Genomic DNA, 17903 nt, shown 5'->3' with positions numbered 1-17903 from the left:
GTTTCCGGTTGCGCCCGCAGGCATCACGTCAACGGGTCAGCCGCAGAGGCTGCCCGAGGCCGTGGCCGCCTCCAGCACCAGCGCGGCCTCGGCGTCCTCGCCCGCGCCGCCCGGCAGGCGCGTCGACAGCTGGTCCCGGGGCACCCCGGCGGCCAGCGCCGAGCAGTACGCCTTGCCCAGATCGACGGCCGCGAGCTTCTGGTCCAGATCGACCAGGATGTCCCCGTGCTCCTCCAGGTAGGTGACGAACACCTGCTCCTGCCCGGTGAGCGCGCGCTCCGCGGCGGCCACTCCGGCGGTGGCGCCCATCGTGGCGGCAGCGGCGGCAACCAGTGCGAAACCCGAAGCGAGACGGCTCTTCTTACCCACGAACTCTCCTTCAACATCGAATGAACCCGGCGAGCGTACCGCGCGCCCGGCCGATGGCCGCGTTGTCGAAGGTGACGGGCTCGGCCTACTTCAGCGCCGCGTGGAGGAGCGTCACCCCGGCGGTCAGCGCCGCCCCCGCCACCGGCCAGCTGGTGCCCGCCGGCTGGGTCGACAGCACCACGATCGCGTACCGGTAGGGCTGATCCGGCGATGTGCCGACCAGGCCCGTGGTGTCGAGGGTGATCGACGAATTCAGGTCCATCCAGCCCTGTTTGACCGCCCAGGTCTTGCCGGTGAGCGCGTCGGGGATGCCGAAGAACTGATCGGTGCCGTCGGCGGCGGTCCGGGCGGTGTCGCGCAGCGCGCCCAGAATCAGATCGCGGGTCGCGGCCGGGGCGGTGGCGGTGATGTAGTGGAAGATCGCCACGACATCGCGTGGGGTGGTGAGGGTTTCGCCCCACTGCGCGGTGTCCTCGGGTGCGGTGGTGGCGGTCAGCCCGATCGCCGCGACCATCCGATCGATGATCGCGTCGTTGCCGCCGATCTCCCAGAGTTGATCGGCGATGTCGTCGTCACTGGCCGAGAGCATCTGGGTGACTTTCGCGGTGGTATCCGGATCCGGCTGCGCGCCTTGGCTTCCCAGGGTGTCGAGCGCGATCAGGAGCTTGACCACCGACGCGGTGTAGAACCGCTGGTCGGCATTGAGACTGGCGATCGCCGTCCCGGTCATGGTGTCCACCACGTCGATCCCGACCGTGGTGCCCGGCGAGGCCGCCTGGATGGCGGTCTGCATCTGCTGGGCGATGGCGGTCACCGAGATGGGATGCAGCACGGCCACCGCCGCGGGCGCGGTGGCCTCCGGCGTCCGGCCCGGCCCGGCCTGGTCGTGCGAGGTGGCGAAGGCGGCGGGCGCGCCCGGCGCCGACACGGCGACCATGGCGACAAGGCCTCCGGTCGCGATCCACGACCACCGTGCGCGCGGGGTGCGGGCCTGAATCGAGCTCATGCTCCATTACATCGACACGAAGCTCGAGACATTTCCAGCGGAAACCTGTCAATTTCCTGTTAAGTGCGCGTCGATCTGATCTCGGTTCGACGACGGTGCTGACCGGCTATTTTGTGGCGAACTAAGATCATCGCTGGGTCGGGAACCATCCCGGTGGAGACAGCTATGAGCGCATGCCGTGAGATCTTCCGAAATGTCCTCATAAGAAGCCTCACCCCGGTCGGATTCGGGGTGTTGGCGCTGATTGTCCCGGTGGCCGCGCACGCCGACGCGGACCGTGGAAACGGCTGTGTTCTGTACTCCGACAACACTTCAGCAACTGTGGACTCACTCCGGTTCAGATGTGCGCCCGAGCAGCTGGACGCGATCTATCGGGACGCCCCGCCCGGCGACGTCCCGGTCGGCGCGAAGGACGGCTGGGTCGCCGCGCCCCTCCAGACGCAGTCCTGGACACCGCTGGTCTGGATCGGCAAGGACTTCTACACCGGTCCCACCGGCGGCTACCTGCAGAATCGCCTGACCCCCGCGGATCTGGAAGCCTGGCCCGCCACTGTCTATGCCGGGCCGTCCGTCGTCGACGGCGAACCCACCTGGATCCTCGACTACGCCCCGTCCCCGACCCCGAACGTGTACGACGAGATCCGCCAGGTCACCCCCGGCGTCTGGCTCGGCTACACGTGGATCCGCGTGGGCGGCAACTTCGTACCGCAGTTGAGCTTCGTCCTGGCCTGAGCCGTCCGGCGGCTTCGGATCAGCGCGCACGTAACCGGCGCGCCCGGTGGTCTCGGATTGATAGCCGTGGACTCCGTTGTCCACGAAAGGAATTCGATGATCACCTCGCTGCCTCTTCCTGCCCGCGTCCGGGTCGTGCGCTCATGAGCGCGCCCGCGGAGACCGAGCCGTGAGCGCCGGTCGGGCGCACCGTGGGCGCGGTGTGCGCGGTCGGGATCCTCATGGTCGGGCAGTTGTACGTGGTGCTGCCGGTGCTGAATCGGCTGGCGGCGGACTGGGATACGTCCAAATCCGCGGCCACCTGGACGACCACGGGGCCATCGTCAGTTCCTGACCACCGACTGAGGCCGATCACCGCGCGGCGCGGTACACCCGTCGCGCGGTGAGCACCAGCGGAATCTGCAGCGGGAGGCGGAGCAGGGCACCGGCTTTCAGCAGCAGGGCGCGGTCGCTGCTCAGCCAGTCGTAGGCCATGTACAGGTTGCCGGGGAAGACCGCGACGAAGAGCAGGGCGGCGAGCCGCGCGCCCAGGCCGCGGGTGCGCGGGATCGCTAGCAGGGCGCCCGCCGTGAGCTCGGCCGCGCCCGAAACGTGGGTGTAGGTGCGGGGTTCGCCCGGCAGCTGGGGCGGGATCAGGGTGTCGAAGGGCTTGGGCATGAGGAAGTGCAGGGCGCCCATGCCCAGCAGCAGGCCGGCGAGCGCGATGGCGCGGCCCCGAATTCCATTGGTGCCGACCGGTTGGATTGCCGCCGGAGAGTGCGACAGATCTGCTGTCATTGGTGCAGCATAACCGGTTGGTATGTATTGCTCGGCGGGCGGCGGGATCCGCATTTCCTCTCGGTGTGTCGTCGTGGGACGAGTGGCCGATCACCAAGGGATAGCGCACAATTAGGCTGCCGTCCGGGTCGAGCAGGGGATGTTATGAAGGCGCACAAGGGGCTTGCGATGGCCCTGCTGGTCCTGAGCATGACGATCGGATGCTCGAAGGAGGCCGCCACCCATCCGGCCAATGCGCCCGCCCACGCGGTTCCGCAGCCCGCGCCCAAGCAGAACAATTCCGCGATCCCGGTCGGGCCCGGACCCCAGGGCACCTACACCGTGCAGGCGCAGCCCGCGCCCGGCAGCTGCCACTACCGCAAGACCGCCGACGGCGAGCCGCTGCCCGACCCGGCCTGCACGCCGGGCGCGCTGAATCCCACAGTGACGGCGGCCAATCTGGCCGACACCATCTGTAAGTCGGGATACACCGCCTCGATTCGGCCCAACAGCAACATCACCGGCCGCGAGAAGACCGAGAACATCAAGTCCTACGGCTACAACGGCGACCCCCGCGACGGCGAGTACGACCACCTCATCTCCCTCGAACTCGGCGGCGACCCCAATGACGCGCGCAACCTGTGGGTCGAGCCGCCGTCTCCGGGGCACAAGGACGGGGCGGGCCCGAACAACCCCAAGGACGGCGTCGAGTCCAAGCTGCACACGCTGATCTGCGACGGCAAGGTCGCCCTCAGCGACGCGCAGGTCGCCATCGCGACCGACTGGACGACCGCACTCGCCACGGTGGGCTTCCCTGCCGGCAAGTGAATGCGGGGCGCGCGTCGCCCCCGGCGTGCCGCCGCGAAACCACCTCACGCTGGTGCCACCGGCCTACGATCGAACGATGCCGGCGTCGCAGGACCGCTCGACCATGATCGAGGGCCGGGTCGTGCACAAGCTGAACAACGCCCTGGAGATCACCTTCAGTGTGGGGCCCGAGGACGCGCTCGCCACCGGGGTGCAGGGCGCGGGCAACGGGCTCGGCGCCAAGGCCGCCATCCTGTTCGGCTTCAAGAACGGCGGCACCGGCCGGCACCGCATCACCTACGCCGACGGATCGGTGGTGTGGGTGGAGTCCAAGGACTCCGCGCCCACCGTCATCACCCGCGGTGACGGCACCTCCATCGGCTCGATCCAGCGCGCCGACACCTCCACCGCCGTCGGATCCACGGCGGGAACGCTTTTCCATTTCGTGCCCGACCCGGACGAGCCCCGCACACCCGAACTGTTCCGGCTGCTCGTACTCGACCGCATGGGCGTGAAAGTCGGCCGGCTCGACGTGGTGCGCACCGCGGGCGGCTGGACCGTGGGGCGGCTGGTGAACGACCTCTACAACGATTCGTTCTGGTGGGATCGAGCGGGCCAGCCGCTGCCGGTACCCATCCTGGGCACCCGGCTGTGGCTGAAACACCCGCTCGACCCCGTGGAACGCGATGTGCTGCTGGGGGTGTGCGTGGATATCGCGCTCGGGCTGCGGCCCTACATCAGCGCCATGCGCTAGTCGTCAGTCCGCGACCTTGATGATCAGCTTGCCGACGTTCTTGCCGGTGAGCAGACCCTGGAAGGCCTCGACCGCGTTCTCCAGGCCGTCGACGATGTCCTCGAGGTAGGTGAGCTTGCCCTCGGCGATCCACTGCGCCGCGGTCCGCTGGAACACGCCGATCTGATCCCAGAACTCCGACACGATGAAGCCGCGCACGGTCAGGCTCTTGCGCAGGATGTTCGAGGTGAGCAGCGGCAGCCGGTCCGGGCCGGGCGGCAGATCGGTGTCGTTGTAATTGGCGACCAAGCCGCACAACGGAACCCGGGCATAGGTGTTCAGGCGTGGCAGCACCGCGTCGAACACCGCGCCGCCGACGTTCTCGAAGTACACGTCGATGCCGTCCGGGGTGGCGGCGGCCAGCTGCTCGGCGAAATCGGGTGCGCGATGGTCGATCGCGGCGTCGAAGCCGAAGCGGTCCCGCAGCAGCGCGACCTTCTCCGGGCCGCCCGCGATGCCGACGGCCCGCGCGCCCTGGATCTTCGCGATCTGGCCGACCGTCGCGCCGACCGGGCCGGTGGCGGCCGCGACCACCACCGTCTCGCCCGGCTTCGGACGGCCGATGGTGAGCAGGCCCGTGTAGGCGGTCAGACCCGGCATGCCGAGCACACCGAGCGCGGTGGTGAGCGGCGCGGCGGCCGGATCCAGCTTCTGCAGGGCCTGCACGTTCTCCACCGAATGGGTCTGCCATCCGGCCCAGCCGAGCACGATATCGCCGGGTTGCAGTGCCGGATCGGTGGATTCGAGCACCCGTGACACCGCACCGCCGCACATGGTGTCGTCGATCTCGACCGGCGGCGCGTAGGACGGCGCGGCGCTCATCCGCCCGCGCATGTAGGGGTCCAGTGACAGATACAGCGTCTGCAACAGCGCCTCGCCCGGCCGCGGCGGCTCGAGCTCCACGGTCTCGGTCCGGAAGTTCTGCTGCTCGGGCATCCCGACCGGGCGGGAGGCGAGCACTATGCGGGTGGATTTCATGCGTACATTGTGGCGATTTCGTGGGGATTCGCGCCCGGGTCCGCGCGCCCGTCCTCGTCACCGGGATTCGCCAGCATGATGGGTGGCATGGCTGAACAGATGAACACATGCGCGGACTGCTGATCCTGCTGGTCGTGCTGGCGATCGCGCTGATCGTCGGCGACCGCGTCGCGGTCGGCATGGCCCAGAACGAGATCGCCCGCCAGATCGCCGCCGACTACAAGCTGCCCGAGCAGCCCGAGGTCACCATCGGCGGATTCCCCTTCCTCACCCAGGCCCTGGATGGGACCTACTCCGACATCGGCATTCGGATCGGCGACTGGAGTGACCCCGACATCTCCGTCCGCGACCTCGACGTCAAGCTCACCAATGTCTCGGCGCCGCTGGGCGACGTGATCAACAAACGCACGGAGAACCTCACCGCCGAGACCGCCACCGCCACGGCCCGCGTTCCCTACGACACGGTCCAGCGCTACGCCCCGGCGGGCGTCGAGTCCATCTCCGACAGCCCCGAGGGCCTCCGCGTCTCCGGAACCTTCACCGTGGCCGGTATCCCGGTTCCCGCAACGGTCTTCGTCACCGTGGCTCTCGCCGACAACGGCATCGTCGTGACCCCGACGTCCATCCAACCGGCGGCGGGTGGCCCCACCCTGTCCCTGGCGGCACTCAGCGAATCCCTGACCTTCACCATCCCGCTGGAGAAGCTCCCCTTGGGTGCCCGCCTGACGTCGATCACGCCCGCTTCGGGCGGCCTGCACGTCACCGCCGTCGCTCGCACCGTCCGGTTCTCCGACCTGTCCTGAGCCGCTGCCCGGACAGGCCGGAGTCACCGGCTCAGCGGCCGAACAGCGTGTTCACCCACGCGAGGACTGAGCAGGCTCCCCAACGGCGACCCCGAAACCGCGTACGCCGCACCGACATGTCCGGCGCGTTCAGCTCCGGGGCCGGTCGGCCCAGTCCGGAGGGAGGACTTCGCAGGACACGTCGGCGATCTCGCCGAGGCGGGCTGCGGGGACGCCGATCCGGCTCAGTTGGATGAGGCCCTGGGTGGTCATGATGACGCTCGCGCCCAGGGTCGAGAGCAGGGCCTCGTCGGGGTGGGGCATGGCCGGGCGGAGTCGGTCGGCCACAGCGGTTTCCATGGCCGTGGTGGTGCGGGTGGCGATGGTGGCCACCTCGGGGATGCGGGTGGCGAGATGGGCGATGCTGTTGAGCATCAGGCAGCCGCGGTGGTCGGGGTGGGCGGCGCAGTCGTCGATGACCGCACGGCAGAGGGTGCGGACGGCGTCGCGCGCGGAGCCGGGGGCCGACTCGACAGTCTCGCGCACGAAGCGGGCGCGCTGCTCGCAGTAGCGCTCGAAGGCGGCCAGGAACAGCCCGCGCTTGCTGGTGTAGGCGGCGTAGATGCTGCCGTTGCCGATACCGGTCGCGCGGGAGACGTCTTCGACCGACGTGGTGTCGAAGCCCTTCGCCCAGAAGAGTTCCACCGCGGCGGCGAGCAATGCCTGCTCGTCGAACTGCCGTGGTCTGCCCATGGGGTCACCGTATCAATCTGCGATCTCGCGCACTTCACTTGTTCTGGAGGCAGGCCTCCAGAATACTGGTGGACATGTCAGCCAAATCTTCCGGTACGAATCGCCGCAGGGTGGGGATCCTCGTCTTCGATGGTGTGAAGATGCTCGACTTCGCCGGTCCCGCCGAGGTCTTCATGGAGGCCAATCAGGCGGTGCACGGCTACGACGTGGTCCTACTGTCCCCGGATGGGCGGGAGGTGCAGACCTCGATCGGCGCGAAGGTGGCGGTGAACGGGGCAGCGGCCGAGGCCGGAACCTTCGACACCGTGGTGGTCCCGGGCAGTGAGCTGCCCGCCTCGGTGTTCGTGACGCCGGAAGTGCTGGCGGCGGCCCGGCATCTGTCCGCGCGCACCCGGCGGCTGGTGTCGATCTGCAGCGGGACCGCGGTGCTGGCCGAACTGGGCCTGCTGGACGGGCGGCGGGTGACCACGCACTGGAAGTTCGCACCGGACCTGGCTCGCCGATACCCGGCGATCGAGGTGGATGCCGATGCCATCTTCGTGCGCGACGGAAACCTGTACAGCTCGGCCGGAGTCGCCGCGGGCGTGGATCTGGCGCTCGCGCTGGTGGAGGAGGATCACGGCGCGGATGTGGCGCGGCGGACGGCGCAGCTGCTCGTGGTCTACATGCAGCGGGCGGGCGGACAGTCACAGTTCTCGGCCTCGCTGACCGGTCCGGTGCCGCGCAGCCCGCTGGTGCGCCGGGTGGTCGATCTGATCTGCGCGGATCCGGCCTTCCCGCACACGGTGCAGACCCTGGCCGCGCACGCGCAGGTCAGCGTCCGGCATCTGACCCGGCTGTTCCGGTCCGAACTCGAACGCTCCCCGGCCGAATACGTGGCCTTCATCCGGTTCGGCGTAGCCCGGGACCTGCTGCACGCCGGGTCCACGGTGACCGAAGCGGCCATGATCGCGGGCTACGGCAGTGGTGAGGCGCTGCGCCGGGCCTTCGTTGCGCGCCTGGGCGTTTCGCCGCGCAGCTACCAGCAGCGGTTCCGGACGACCGGGTCCGCGAGCTGGGCGGATGACCGGGAATCGGCGGTCGAGGCCGTGTCCTGAATCGTGGATTTCGCGGCCGGTAGGGCGGGGCGGCGCGCGGTGTTTCCGCACGAAAATGACTACCGTGGCGCCTGGAGGAACCGGCCGCGGCCGCCGCCTGGCGAACCATCCCGGCCTTCGCCCTGCTCACCATGGCCGACAAGAACATCCCCGTCGCGGCCCAGCGCTTCATGGCCGAACGCGCCGGGGCTCACACCACCGAGGTCGACGCCTCCCACGCCGTCACCGTCTCCCGCCCCGACGCGGTCGCCGACCTCATCCTGCGCGCGGTCCGCCACCACCGCTGAGCCCCCTTCCCGACACGAAGCCTGCCTACACTGGGCCCGGTGTCAGCACCCACCTTGTTCGATACTCCGGTCCTGCATCGGCTACAGGGCTGTGAGCGGGTGCTGATCGCCGGGGCCGGTGGGGGTTTCGACGTGCTCAGCGGGTTACCGATCGCGCTGTCCCTGATCGAACGAGGGTGCACGGTATTCGTTGCGAATATGACATTCACCGCCGCGAAGCGCACCTCGGCGGTGGAGGTCGGACCGGGCGTTTTCGACGCGCGCCCGGATTCCGATGGGCCGCAGTCCTATTTCCCGGAGAAGCACCTCGCCGCGTGGTTGGCGGCGCGGGGGTATGGGGACCGGGTGTACATGATCAAGAAGGGTGGGACGAAGGCGGTCCGTGCCGCCTATCGCTGGCTGGCAGACGAATTGGGCGTCGACGGGGTCGTCTTGGTCGATGGGGGAACCGATCTGCTGATGACCGGGGACGAGGCCGGGCTGGGGACGCCGGTCGAGGACATCACCAGCCTGCTGGCGGTGCAAGCGCTGGATGTGCCGGTGAAGACGGTGGCGTGTGTCGGTTTCGGGGTGGACGCGCATCACGGGCTGTGTCACGCGCATTTTCTCGAGAATGTGGCGGCGCTGGCCCAAATGGGCGCCTACCATGGGGTTTTCGCTTTGACGCCGGGGATTCGGGCCGTGGACGAGTGGCTCGAGGCGGTGACGTATGCGCAGGGGAATACGCCCGATCGGGAGAGCATCGTGTGTGCGTCGATCACCGATGCGGCGCGCGGCGAGTTCGGAGATCACCGGTCGGTGCCGCGGACCCGGAGCGGGGATTACGAGTTGTTCATCAACCCGCTCATGTCGATGGTGTGGGGGTTCGACCTGGACGCGGTCGCGGGACGGGTGTTGTACCGCAACGAGATCGAGGATGCGGCGACACCATACGAGGTCGCGGCCGCCATCGAGGCGTTTCGGGATCAGATTCCGCTACGGGCCCGGCGCGCGATTCCCGGCTGACGACGCGGGGGTCACGGCTGTAGTCGGTCCGGCTGGCGGTCCTTGCGGGCGCGCCGGGTGCGGAGCCGGCGCCGGGCTCGGAAAGCCAACCAGCCCAGGAAGATGAGCAGCAGCAGGATGGCGGCGAAGGCGAGGACAGGGACGGCCAGGGCCAGGACGGTGAGGAGCAGGGAGGTGCCGTCCTCGGCGGTGGAGACTACCGGGTTGCCCACGCCCGCAGTGGTTCCCGTGACGAAGGGGCGCGCCACCGTGCGGCCCGCGTGGACGCTGCCGGCGGTGACCGCGCCGAGAATGGCGGCGACGGCGGGCGGGAGGTTGGAGGAGATGCTGGTCTCTGCGGTGAAGAGGATCGCGCCGGAGGCGGGGGCCACGAGGGTGCCGATGGCGTGCAGGACCGAGTCGATGGCGGGGATCTTGTCACCGATGAGGTCGAAGACCAGCAGCAGGGCGATCACGATCAAGGCGGGGGTGGAGGAGAGCCAGCCGTAGGAAGAGCCCAGGTCGATCCAGCCCATGCGGTCGGCGGCCCCCACCACCAGCAGGGGGAGCCAGGCATTGAGCCCCGCCGCGCCCGACAATCCGAACGCGCCGAGGATCGCTCCGACGGCCGATGTGATCTCCATGGGACCAGTGTGCAGGTACCCGGGGAAAGCGGCCGGTATTTGGGGGGCGGTCGCGGGTCCGGTTGCGGGACTGCGCGGTTCATTTGAACGGGGCGTCACGGTTTCCCCCAACCGGGCACGATCGGGTGGCGGGGTGGGTGGTGCGGCGGGAGAATTTCGCCGTCGGCCCGGGGTGCGCGGTCGGGGAGAGAGGGACCGCTATGGCGGATCGGCGACACCTGGGTGGCGCGTTGGTCGGACGCGTGCGGGCGAGGGTGGCCGAGGACGGGCTGCTGTCGGTCCTGCGGGACATCGGATTCGTCAGCCTCGGGAAGTACGGGCAGTTCCTGGTGACCGCGGTGACGGTGCCGCTGACCGCGCGGACGCTCGGGGTGAGCGGTGTCGGGCTGCTGGCCATCGGGATGTCGGCGTACTTCCTCGGATCGCTGGTCGTGGATCTCGGGATCAACACCTTCATGGCCGCGCTGCTCGGCGACGCCGGACTCGACGAACTGCGGGGAAGTTACCTCGCGGTGCGGGCGGCCGGGCTCGGCGCACTCGGGGTGGCCCTCGCGGCCGGTCTGTCTTCCGGGGCCGGAGCGCACCTGCGGATGATCCTGCTCGGATTGTTCGTGGGCGGCTTCCTGTCGATGTCCGAGGACTGGCTGCTGGTGGGGCAGGCCAGATTCGGGGCCTCGATGTCGTATCAGATCGCCGGGCGGGTGGTGTATCTCGTGCTGCTGGTCGGGGTATTGCCGCGGCTGCCGCACGCCGAGGTGGTGCTGGTGTGCCTGCTGCTGTCGTCCGTGGTCACGGTCGCGCTGACCTGGTGGGATGCGAACAAGCGGTTCGGGAAGCCGGGGCGGCCGAGCAAGGTGGTGATGATCCTGCGCAAGGGCGCGCCCGTGCTCGCCTCACGGCTGCTGGTCACCAGTTACGGGCAGGGGACGGCCACCGTGTACTCGTCGGTGCTCGACGCCGCCTCGCTCGGGTTGTATTCGGCGGGTGACAAACTGGTGCGCGCCACCCAGTCGCTGCTGGATCCGATCGGGCTGGCGCTGCTGCCCCGGATGACGCGCGAGCGCACCGAGCCAGGCTTCTGGCGGCACGAACTGCGCGCCCTGGCCGCCTGCGTGATCGTGGCGGCCGTCGCGGTGGCGGGGATCTGGATCGCCGCGCCGCTCGCGGTGCAGGTCATCTACGACGACGAGTTCCGCGCTGTGGTGCCGATGCTGCGGGTCGAGGTCTGCATCCTGGTCGCGACCGCCACCACCTCGTTCGTCACCACCGCGATCCTGCCGGTCCGCCAGGACACCGTCGGCATCATGATCGGCGCGGTGATCGGGACCGCGGTGGCGGCCACCGCCCTGCTGCTCACCCTGCGCACCCACTCGGTGTGGACGCTGGTGTGGGGCGCCGTGGCCGCCGAATTCTGTGTCGCGGCCTGGTATCTCGCGCGCACCGGGCAACTGGCCGCGCGCGAGCGGCGTCAGCCGGCGCTACCCGCCAGCCACTGATCCCACGGCAGCGTCCAGTCGCCGTTCTGCCACACCTCGAGCTGCGCGCCGCCGGTATTGCGCACCTCCACCACATCGCCTGGCTGCGCGAAGTTGAAGAACCACTGCGCATTCTCTTGACTGAGGTTGAGGCAGCCGTGTGAGAGGTTGGTATTGCCCTGCGCCCACACCGTCGAGTCGAGCTGATGCAGGTAGATGCCGTCGGTGCTGATGCGGGTCGCCCAGCCGATGGTCTCCTTGTACCCGAGCCGCGAGTTGATCGGCAGCCCGTAGGACGAGGAGTCCATGATCACCGGGTTGGCCTTGTCCATCACCGTGTAGGTGCCGGGCATGGTCCAGAACGTGAACGTCTTGCCCGCCACGGTCTCGGAGCCGCCGCGTCCCATGGAGGTGGGCATGGTGCGGATCAGCTGACCGTTCTCGAACACCTGCACCTGTTTGGTGTTGTCGTCGGCGATGGACACGTGCGAGGGCCCGATCACGAAGCGCGACTTCGCGTCCTCCTGCCCGAACAGCCCGTTGCCGACCTCCACGCCGTACAGGTTGGCCGCGACGTTCACCTTGGTGCCCGTCTTCCAGTACTCCTTGGGCCGCCAGTGCGCATTGCGGTTGTCCAGCCAGTACCAGGAGCCCTCCACCGGCGGATCGGTGGTGACGACCAGTCGCTTCTGCGCGGCCGCCCGGTCCGGGATGTCCTCGTCGAAGTGCGCGACGATGACCATGCCCACGCCGTAGCTGTTGCCGTCGACGATGGCCTGCCCGCCCGTGGTGTTCAGGTACACCTTGGTCTGGTTCTTCGGGTTGATGGTGGTGAAGGTGGAGGTGACCGGCCCGGTGGGACCGGTCACATCGACACCGGAAGCCTTCAGCGTGTAGGTGCGGCCGTAGCCGAGCTGGTCGTTGGGCTTCCACGCGGTCTTGTCCGGCGTGTAGGTGCCCTCGATGACCTTGCCGTCCTCATTGCTGAGCACGACGTCGGTCAGCACGCCCCCGGTGGTGCTCACCTTCACCGGCGCCGACGGATCCACCTTGTCCGAGCCCGGCGCGGGCGACACCACGATGGACTGCTCGACCGGCGTGCGCGGACCGACCTTCCCGCTCGGGAGATTGGACGAGCAGGCCGCCAGCACCAGCGTGAGCGTGACCAATACGCTCGCTGCGGCGTTCGTCCGAAAACGGCGGGGTGGCATGGCTTCCCTCCTGTAATCGCCGTGCGCCGCATCGCTGCACAGCATCTTGTTACTGCCCAGCGTAGTAGATTACTCGCCGTTTCCGATCTTCCATCACCAGGTCATCCCTGAGAAATGACACCGATGTGAGACCCGCGAGCGACACGCCGGTCGGCAGTGGTCATTTCAGCGTCTTTTCCTTGATAGCGAGTTGCTGTTACCCCTTCTGGAGGGTCACCTCGCGAATTCCCAGCGCCTCGTGCAGCTTGCCCGCGGGCAGGGTCACCGGTGTGGGCGCGGGCCCGTCGCCGGGCTTGGACAGGGGATAGGCGGTGGTGGTGCCGCTGTAGAAGGTGACATCGCCCTCGGTCTTCGTGAACAGCTGGTGCACATGGCCGTTGAGACAGGTGGCCGACGCGAACCGTTTCAGGTGGCTGAGCGCCTACGCGGCATCGTCTGTGCCCCAGCCCCATTGGGGGTGCATGGCGAACAGCGGGATGTGGCTGAACACGATGATCGGTGTGTCACTGGACAACCCGGCCACATCCTTCTGGACGAAGTCGAGCTGATCCTGCCCGAGATGGCCGAGGTTCTTCAGGTTCAGCGTATTGACCAACCCGATCACGTGCGCGCCCGCGATGTCGAAGCCGTACCAGCCGTCGCCGCGCATATCATTTCCGAAGACCGACCGATATCGCGAAGCGCCGTATCACTCGAATCATGTTCTCCCGGAACCGTGAACACGTGCGGCGTCGACAGCCCGCCCATCATCTGCTCGACCTGATCGAACTGCTCCGCCGTGGCCAGGTGGGTCAGATCGCCGGTGTGGATCACGGAATCGGGCTGATAGCCCAGCGAATTCACCTGCGAGATGGCCTCGGAGAAGATGTCGGTGGCACTGGTGTCCCGCATCCATCGAAGAACTCGAGGCGTGTCCACGTCTGTCAGTGGATAGCGGGCGGGGTTACAGCGCGGACCCTTTTTCGACCGCATCGACCCCGGACCCTGCCCTAGCGGACGGGGCGCAGCAGTTCGCCCAGCACCAGCCCGTGGACGGTCTTCGCGGCCACGACCAGCCAGGCGACGACCAGCAGTGCGAACAGGGCCACCGCGGTGACCGCGAACAGATCCGCGCCGGTGTGGCCGTAGAGGGCGGTGCTGCCGGTGACGCAGCAGCCGACCGGGAAGGTGAAGCCCCACCAGGTCAGGTTGAACGGCATCGAGGCGCGGGCGTGCCAGGTGACCGCGACCGCCAGGGCAAGCCACAGCATGGCGAATCCCCAGGTGGGAACACCGAACAGCACGGTGAACACATCCATGCCGGCGGCGGTGCGCTCGTCCACCACGCCCGGGGCGACCCCGGCCAGCCCGCTCGCCGCGGTCACCGACTGGCCCAGCGGGCCCAGTACCAGCCACACGGTCGCGACCATCCCGGCGGGCGGCAGCCCGTGATGCAGCAGCCGCGACCAGATCAGGGTGGTGGTGACCAGCGAGGCGATGAGGCTCAGGCCGAACATGGCCAGGCACGCCACGAACATGGTCAGCCGGGCCTGCCCGGCGGGAGCGTGCGGCACCAGCAGTGCGCCCAGCGCCGCCGACACCATGGGCGGCACCACCGGCATGAGCCAGCCGCCGAACGCCGAGTCGGGATCGAACCGGTGCCGGGTGATCATCCGATAGGGGATGCTCGCCGCGGTCAGCAGCCCGAGAACCGTTCCCGCCGACCACAACACCCAGTCCACGGTCACGGCGGCGGACAAGCCGATGACGTCCTTGCCCAGCAGCAGGGTGCCCGCGCCGACGGTCATCAACGCCATGGGCGCGGCGCCGTAGAACTGCATCATCACCGGGTGCATCCCGTGCCCGCGGGCCTCCTCGGGATAGCGCCGCCAGTGCAGCACCCATGCCCCGGCGAGCACGATGAGGATCAGCGAGGCCAATGCCCACGCGACGGTCGCGGCGCCCCGCAATCCGGGGAACTGCGTCGGCAGGGTGGCCGCCGCGTTCCCGATGATCCCGGTCCCCATCACCACGGCGAACCAGTTCGGAGCCAGGTACCGCAGCGGCTCCCGGCCACCCGAGCGTTCCCCCGCCGCCGTATCCGCGCGGGCGGCGGTCGCGGCGGGAACGGTGCGGCGGAAAGTCACTGTGGTCATGCCTCAACCTTGGCCCGACCGCCCTTCCGCCGGTAGCGGCCGCATTCCGATGGATGCATAGACTCGGTCTATGTCCTGGTTCAGTGAACCGATGGGGCCGCCTTGCGAAGGACCTCCAGGAACGCGCGCATCCACCGCGGATGGTCGGGCCAGGCGCGGCCGGTGACCAGATTGCCGTCGACGTGATCCGGGCTGTCGACCCAGCGGGCGCCGGCGGCGGCGATATCCGGTTCCAGCGTCGGGTAGGCGCTCGACGAGCGGTCGCGCAGCACCCCGGCCGCGGCGAGGATGAGCGGGCCGTGGCACAGGGCGGCGATCGGTTTGTCGGCCTGCGCGAAGTGCTGGACGATGCGGCGGCAGTCCGGATCGCCGCGTAGATACTCCGGCGCGCGGCCGCCGGGCACGACCAGGGCGGCGTACTCGGCCGGATCGACCTCGCCGAACGCCAGATCGGCGGGCCAGGTGCGGCCGAGCTTCTCGGTATAGGTGTCGAAGCCCGCGGTGAAATCGTGGACCACGAACTGGAGTTGTTTGCGTGCGGGAGCCGCGATATCGACCTCGTACCCCTCCTCCAGCAGCCGCTGGTACGGGTACATGACTTCGAGGTCTTCGGCGGCATCGCCGGTGATCAAGAGCACCTTCGTCATGGCGCACCTCCCAGTCGATGGTATCGGGATCGGCAGCGCGCCTACGGGTTTTCGGTTCAGGCGAGGGCTCTCGGTTCAGCCGACGATCCAGGCGCGCCGGTCGGTCGGCGCCGGGCGCAGGTGGCGCACCACCGCCAGGTCGGCTGGCTCGGCGTGGCGGGTGTCGTAGCGGTCGAACACCGCGGCCAGTTCCGGTGACCAGCGGGCGAATTCGGCGCGGATCGGGCCCTCGGTCTCCAGCTGGCACACCACGCCCAGCGCGGTGAGGAAGCAGCGCGCGAAGGGAGTGAAGTAGGCGGGCATGTCCAGTTGGCGGTGAACGTTCGAGAGCCGGGGCGCCAGCACCGAGCGGACGTGGCCGCGCAGCCAGGCGGTGGTGAGGCGGAAGGCAGGCACGGTGAGCGGCTCGCCGACGGCGTCCAGCCCCTCGGCGAGCGCGGCCACGTCGTAGTCGCGGCCGGGCTGGACGAAGCCGTGGCGGCGGACCGCCGCGTCCAGTTCCGGGATGCCGCCGTTGAACGCGGCGTCCATCACCTCGCCGACCAGCTCCTCGAACCCCGGGGGTGGCCAGGGCGTGCAGGCCCCGAAATCCACCACGCCCAGCCGCCCGTCCGGGACGATCCGGAAATTGCCCGGGTGCGGATCGCAGTACAGCAGGCCGGTGCGGGTCCACGCCGAGAGCAGGAAGCGGATGATCAACATGCCGACCCGGCTGCGCTCGGCGGGTGTGCCCGACTCGATGATCCGTGAAACCGGTGTGCCGGTGAGCCATTCGGTGACGATCACATCGCCCTGCTGGACGATCACGTCCGGGACGGCGAAGTCCGGGTCGCCCGCGTAGGCCTGCGCGAAGCGGCGCTGATGTTCGGCCTCGGCCACGTAGTCGAGTTCGTCGGCCACGCAGGTGCAGATGGCCTCGGTCACCGCGGGCACGTCCGCGCCCGGTGCGAACACCGTGGCCAGCACCGAGAGTCGGCGCAGCTGTTCGAGATCGGCGAGCACCGCGGTGTGCGCGCCCGGATACATGACCTTCACCGCCACCGGGCGGCCGTCGTTCCACACCGCGCGATGCACCTGCCCGATCGAGGCGGCGGCGGCGCGGCGGTCGTCGAATTCGGTGAACCGCGAACGCCATTGGTCGCCCAGGCCCGCGACCATCGCCTCGTGCACGGTGGCGGGCAGCATGGTGGGCACCGATTCCTGTAGCTGGGTCAGCGCGGTCCGGTAAGGCGAGGCGATCTCGGCGGGCAGGGCGAGTTCGTAGAGCGAGAGCAGCTGGCCGAGTTTGGTTGCGCAGCCCTTCAATTCGCCGAGCACCTCGAAGATGTGCTGGGCGGTGCGCAGCCGGATCTCGGAATCCACCTCGGCGGCCGAATGGCCCAGGGCGCGCTTGCCGACCCCGGCGGCCTGGCGGCCCGCGAATGCGACCGGGAGACTGGCGATCCGGGCATTGCGGACGGCAGCGCGGATCGGCGGGCCGCCGGGGTCGCCCGCTGTCCGTTCCCGGATTCGCCGAATCGACATTGCTCACCCCATTGTGTGCGCGGCAGGGCCATCGAGTGCACGGCAGCGTCAGGGTCTGCGGAATAGCCCATGCACGTGCAGTTTGGCACACCAGAGCTTAAACTGTCTGGGACGTATCCGAAAGTTGTCGAAAGGTGACGGGATGGGTGCCCAGACGGTCGTGGCCGATGTCGCCGACGAGCTCGCTCGCCGCGTCGCGACCGGGGAATACGCACCCGGAGACCTGATGCCGTCGGTTCGCCAGGTCGCCGAGGAATTCGAGATGAACCGGGCCACGGCGCAATTGGTGCTGGGCCGGTTGGAGTCCTACGGCTTCGTCGACGCCCACCGCGGCCGCGGGTTCAGCGTGCGCGACGTGCGCCGCGCCGGCGGGGTGGACGTGTACCGGCGGCTGTTCCGGCTCAGCCTGCACGCGCCCGAGGTCGCCTCGGAGATGTTCGGCAATATCGTGGCCGCCGAACGCGCCATCGTGCTCGACGCCCTGCTCGACTACACCGCCGCCGAGCGCGGCATCGCGCCCGCGGAACTGACCGCCCGGGTCGACGCGCTCGAAACCGAGGCCCGCGCTCCGGAACCCGACCACGCCCGCCTGCTCGACATCGAGCTCGGCCTGGTGCGTGCGATTCTCACCGACCTGGGCCACACCATGCAGCGCGCGGTGCTGAACTCGGTGGGGGAGATGCTGTTCGAGGTGCCCGAAGCGGTCGACGCGTACTTCGCGGCCGCCCCCGATCTGCACGTCCTGATGTGGCGCGCCCTGCTCGCGGTCTGGGAAACCGAGGGCGGGCCCTCACCGGCGCAATTGGCGCTGTTCGAGGACCTGTTCGCGATGTACCACGACAAGGTGCTGGCCCGCTTCGACGAACCGGCGGGACTGGACCCGGGTGCGGGGACCCGTCCGCGCAGCGCGACGGCTTAGGCGT

General features: G+C 69.0%; 20 protein-coding genes and 1 pseudogene. 9 read left to right on the top strand and 12 right to left on the bottom strand.

All coding sequences use genetic code 11. The annotated features are described in order from the left end of the window. Positions 1-36: 36 nt before the first annotated feature. Positions 37-369 (bottom strand): DUF732 domain-containing protein, encoded by a 333-nt coding sequence (locus ACFV4K_RS26665; protein WP_379278581.1) that lies wholly within the window; start codon positions 367-369, stop codon positions 37-39. Positions 370-454: 85 nt separating this feature from the next. Next, on the bottom strand, positions 455-1375 hold the full coding sequence (locus ACFV4K_RS26660; RefSeq protein ID WP_379278579.1) for a hypothetical protein: 921 nt from the start codon (positions 1373-1375) through the stop codon (positions 455-457). Between the two features lie 165 nt (positions 1376-1540). Here ACFV4K_RS26660 and ACFV4K_RS26655 point away from each other — a divergent pair, with 165 nt between their 5' ends. Then, the gene (locus tag ACFV4K_RS26655; protein ID WP_379278578.1) at positions 1541-2107 is read left to right on the top strand and encodes a hypothetical protein; all 567 of its coding nucleotides are present in this window, start codon (positions 1541-1543) and stop codon (positions 2105-2107) included. Positions 2108-2207: 100 nt separating this feature from the next. Here ACFV4K_RS26655 and ACFV4K_RS26650 read toward each other — a convergent pair whose 3' ends face one another. After that, positions 2208-2420 (bottom strand): hypothetical protein, encoded by a 213-nt coding sequence (locus ACFV4K_RS26650; protein ID WP_379278576.1) that lies wholly within the window; start codon positions 2418-2420, stop codon positions 2208-2210. A 38-nt stretch (positions 2421-2458) separates the two neighbouring features. Next, positions 2459-2785: a hypothetical protein gene (locus ACFV4K_RS26645; protein WP_379278585.1), complete on the bottom strand. Its 327-nt coding sequence runs from the start codon at positions 2783-2785 to the stop codon at positions 2459-2461. A 267-nt stretch (positions 2786-3052) separates the two neighbouring features. Between ACFV4K_RS26645 and ACFV4K_RS26640 the strand changes: the two genes are divergently transcribed. Together ACFV4K_RS26640 and ACFV4K_RS26635 are read left to right on the top strand one after the other, a co-directional pair. Continuing rightward, positions 3053-3691 (top strand): hypothetical protein, encoded by a 639-nt coding sequence (locus ACFV4K_RS26640; RefSeq protein WP_379278575.1) that lies wholly within the window; start codon positions 3053-3055, stop codon positions 3689-3691. Between the two features lie 76 nt (positions 3692-3767). Further along, a complete protein-coding gene (locus tag ACFV4K_RS26635; protein WP_379278573.1) occupies positions 3768-4424 on the top strand; it encodes a hypothetical protein in 657 nt (218 codons plus the stop codon). Positions 4425-4427: 3 nt separating this feature from the next. Here ACFV4K_RS26635 and ACFV4K_RS26630 read toward each other — a convergent pair whose 3' ends face one another. Further along, positions 4428-5441: an NADP-dependent oxidoreductase gene (locus ACFV4K_RS26630; protein WP_379278571.1), complete on the bottom strand. Its 1014-nt coding sequence runs from the start codon at positions 5439-5441 to the stop codon at positions 4428-4430. A 107-nt stretch (positions 5442-5548) separates the two neighbouring features. Between ACFV4K_RS26630 and ACFV4K_RS26625 the strand changes: the two genes are divergently transcribed. Continuing rightward, positions 5549-6244, top strand: coding sequence for a DUF2993 domain-containing protein (locus ACFV4K_RS26625; RefSeq protein ID WP_379278569.1), 696 nt, complete (start codon positions 5549-5551; stop codon positions 6242-6244). A gap of 129 nt (positions 6245-6373) precedes the next feature. Here ACFV4K_RS26625 and ACFV4K_RS26620 read toward each other — a convergent pair whose 3' ends face one another. After that, positions 6374-6976, bottom strand: coding sequence for a TetR/AcrR family transcriptional regulator (locus tag ACFV4K_RS26620; protein WP_379278567.1), 603 nt, complete (start codon positions 6974-6976; stop codon positions 6374-6376). A gap of 74 nt (positions 6977-7050) precedes the next feature. Here ACFV4K_RS26620 and ACFV4K_RS26615 point away from each other — a divergent pair, with 74 nt between their 5' ends. From ACFV4K_RS26615 to ACFV4K_RS26605, 3 genes are all read left to right on the top strand, one after another. Then, on the top strand, positions 7051-8073 hold the full coding sequence (locus ACFV4K_RS26615) for a GlxA family transcriptional regulator (RefSeq protein WP_379278565.1): 1023 nt from the start codon (positions 7051-7053) through the stop codon (positions 8071-8073). Between the two features lie 71 nt (positions 8074-8144). Continuing rightward, positions 8145-8360 (top strand): alpha/beta fold hydrolase, encoded by a 216-nt coding sequence (locus tag ACFV4K_RS26610; protein WP_379278583.1) that lies wholly within the window; start codon positions 8145-8147, stop codon positions 8358-8360. Between the two features lie 39 nt (positions 8361-8399). Continuing rightward, positions 8400-9365 (top strand): DUF1152 domain-containing protein, encoded by a 966-nt coding sequence (locus ACFV4K_RS26605; RefSeq protein ID WP_379278564.1) that lies wholly within the window; start codon positions 8400-8402, stop codon positions 9363-9365. A gap of 11 nt (positions 9366-9376) precedes the next feature. On the opposite strand, the gene ACFV4K_RS26600 is transcribed toward ACFV4K_RS26605, so the two are convergent. After that, positions 9377-9988 (bottom strand): DUF4126 domain-containing protein, encoded by a 612-nt coding sequence (locus ACFV4K_RS26600; RefSeq protein WP_379278562.1) that lies wholly within the window; start codon positions 9986-9988, stop codon positions 9377-9379. A 200-nt stretch (positions 9989-10188) separates the two neighbouring features. Here ACFV4K_RS26600 and ACFV4K_RS26595 point away from each other — a divergent pair, with 200 nt between their 5' ends. After that, positions 10189-11484 (top strand): lipopolysaccharide biosynthesis protein, encoded by a 1296-nt coding sequence (locus tag ACFV4K_RS26595; protein WP_379278561.1) that lies wholly within the window; start codon positions 10189-10191, stop codon positions 11482-11484. Here ACFV4K_RS26595 and ACFV4K_RS26590 read toward each other — a convergent pair. From ACFV4K_RS26590 to ACFV4K_RS26570, 5 genes and pseudogenes are all read right to left on the bottom strand, one after another. Then, positions 11457-12674, bottom strand: coding sequence for an Ig-like domain-containing protein (locus ACFV4K_RS26590; RefSeq protein WP_379278559.1), 1218 nt, complete (start codon positions 12672-12674; stop codon positions 11457-11459). The genes ACFV4K_RS26595 and ACFV4K_RS26590 overlap by 28 nt on opposite strands. A gap of 196 nt (positions 12675-12870) precedes the next feature. Next, a pseudogene (locus tag ACFV4K_RS26585) lies at positions 12871-13538 on the bottom strand (metallophosphoesterase family protein); the annotation flags it as partial. A 125-nt stretch (positions 13539-13663) separates the two neighbouring features. Then, on the bottom strand, positions 13664-14809 hold the full coding sequence (locus tag ACFV4K_RS26580; protein WP_379278557.1) for a TDT family transporter: 1146 nt from the start codon (positions 14807-14809) through the stop codon (positions 13664-13666). A gap of 80 nt (positions 14810-14889) precedes the next feature. Next, positions 14890-15456, bottom strand: coding sequence for a DJ-1/PfpI family protein (locus ACFV4K_RS26575; protein ID WP_379278555.1), 567 nt, complete (start codon positions 15454-15456; stop codon positions 14890-14892). Between the two features lie 75 nt (positions 15457-15531). Then, positions 15532-16980, bottom strand: a complete 1449-nt coding sequence (locus ACFV4K_RS26570) for an ABC1 kinase family protein (protein ID WP_379278553.1) — start codon at positions 16978-16980, stop codon at positions 15532-15534. 142 nt (positions 16981-17122) lie between these two features. Between ACFV4K_RS26570 and ACFV4K_RS26565 the strand changes: the two genes are divergently transcribed. Continuing rightward, positions 17123-17899, top strand: a complete 777-nt coding sequence (locus ACFV4K_RS26565; RefSeq protein ID WP_379278551.1) for a GntR family transcriptional regulator — start codon at positions 17123-17125, stop codon at positions 17897-17899. Positions 17900-17903 lie beyond the last annotated feature (4 nt).

This window comes from Nocardia sp. NPDC059764, assembly GCF_042732555.1.
In the GTDB taxonomy this organism is placed as follows: Bacteria; Actinomycetota; Actinomycetes; order Mycobacteriales; family Mycobacteriaceae; genus Nocardia.
Note: the sequence above shows the minus strand (reverse complement) of the source record. Positions and strands in the feature narration are given on the sequence as shown.

Coding starts and splice junctions, on each gene's coding strand:
- ACFV4K_RS26660 (WP_379278579.1), bottom strand. CDS start 1,375: ATGAGCTCGATTCAGGCCCGCACCCCGCGCGCACGGTGGTCGTGGATC.
- ACFV4K_RS26570 (WP_379278553.1), bottom strand. CDS start 16,980: ATGTCGATTCGGCGAATCCGGGAACGGACAGCGGGCGACCCCGGCGGC.
- ACFV4K_RS26635 (WP_379278573.1), top strand. CDS start 3,768: ATGCCGGCGTCGCAGGACCGCTCGACCATGATCGAGGGCCGGGTCGTG.
- ACFV4K_RS26655 (WP_379278578.1), top strand. CDS start 1,541: ATGAGCGCATGCCGTGAGATCTTCCGAAATGTCCTCATAAGAAGCCTC.
- ACFV4K_RS26565 (WP_379278551.1), top strand. CDS start 17,123: ATGGGTGCCCAGACGGTCGTGGCCGATGTCGCCGACGAGCTCGCTCGC.
- ACFV4K_RS26620 (WP_379278567.1), bottom strand. CDS start 6,976: ATGGGCAGACCACGGCAGTTCGACGAGCAGGCATTGCTCGCCGCCGCG.
- ACFV4K_RS26590 (WP_379278559.1), bottom strand. CDS start 12,674: ATGCCACCCCGCCGTTTTCGGACGAACGCCGCAGCGAGCGTATTGGTC.
- ACFV4K_RS26640 (WP_379278575.1), top strand. CDS start 3,053: ATGGCCCTGCTGGTCCTGAGCATGACGATCGGATGCTCGAAGGAGGCC.
- ACFV4K_RS26615 (WP_379278565.1), top strand. CDS start 7,051: ATGTCAGCCAAATCTTCCGGTACGAATCGCCGCAGGGTGGGGATCCTC.
- ACFV4K_RS26595 (WP_379278561.1), top strand. CDS start 10,189: ATGGCGGATCGGCGACACCTGGGTGGCGCGTTGGTCGGACGCGTGCGG.
- ACFV4K_RS26580 (WP_379278557.1), bottom strand. CDS start 14,809: ATGACCACAGTGACTTTCCGCCGCACCGTTCCCGCCGCGACCGCCGCC.
- ACFV4K_RS26625 (WP_379278569.1), top strand. CDS start 5,549: ATGCGCGGACTGCTGATCCTGCTGGTCGTGCTGGCGATCGCGCTGATC.
- ACFV4K_RS26600 (WP_379278562.1), bottom strand. CDS start 9,988: ATGGAGATCACATCGGCCGTCGGAGCGATCCTCGGCGCGTTCGGATTG.
- ACFV4K_RS26645 (WP_379278585.1), bottom strand. CDS start 2,785: ATGGGCGCCCTGCACTTCCTCATGCCCAAGCCCTTCGACACCCTGATC.
- ACFV4K_RS26575 (WP_379278555.1), bottom strand. CDS start 15,456: ATGACGAAGGTGCTCTTGATCACCGGCGATGCCGCCGAAGACCTCGAA.
- ACFV4K_RS26630 (WP_379278571.1), bottom strand. CDS start 5,441: ATGAAATCCACCCGCATAGTGCTCGCCTCCCGCCCGGTCGGGATGCCC.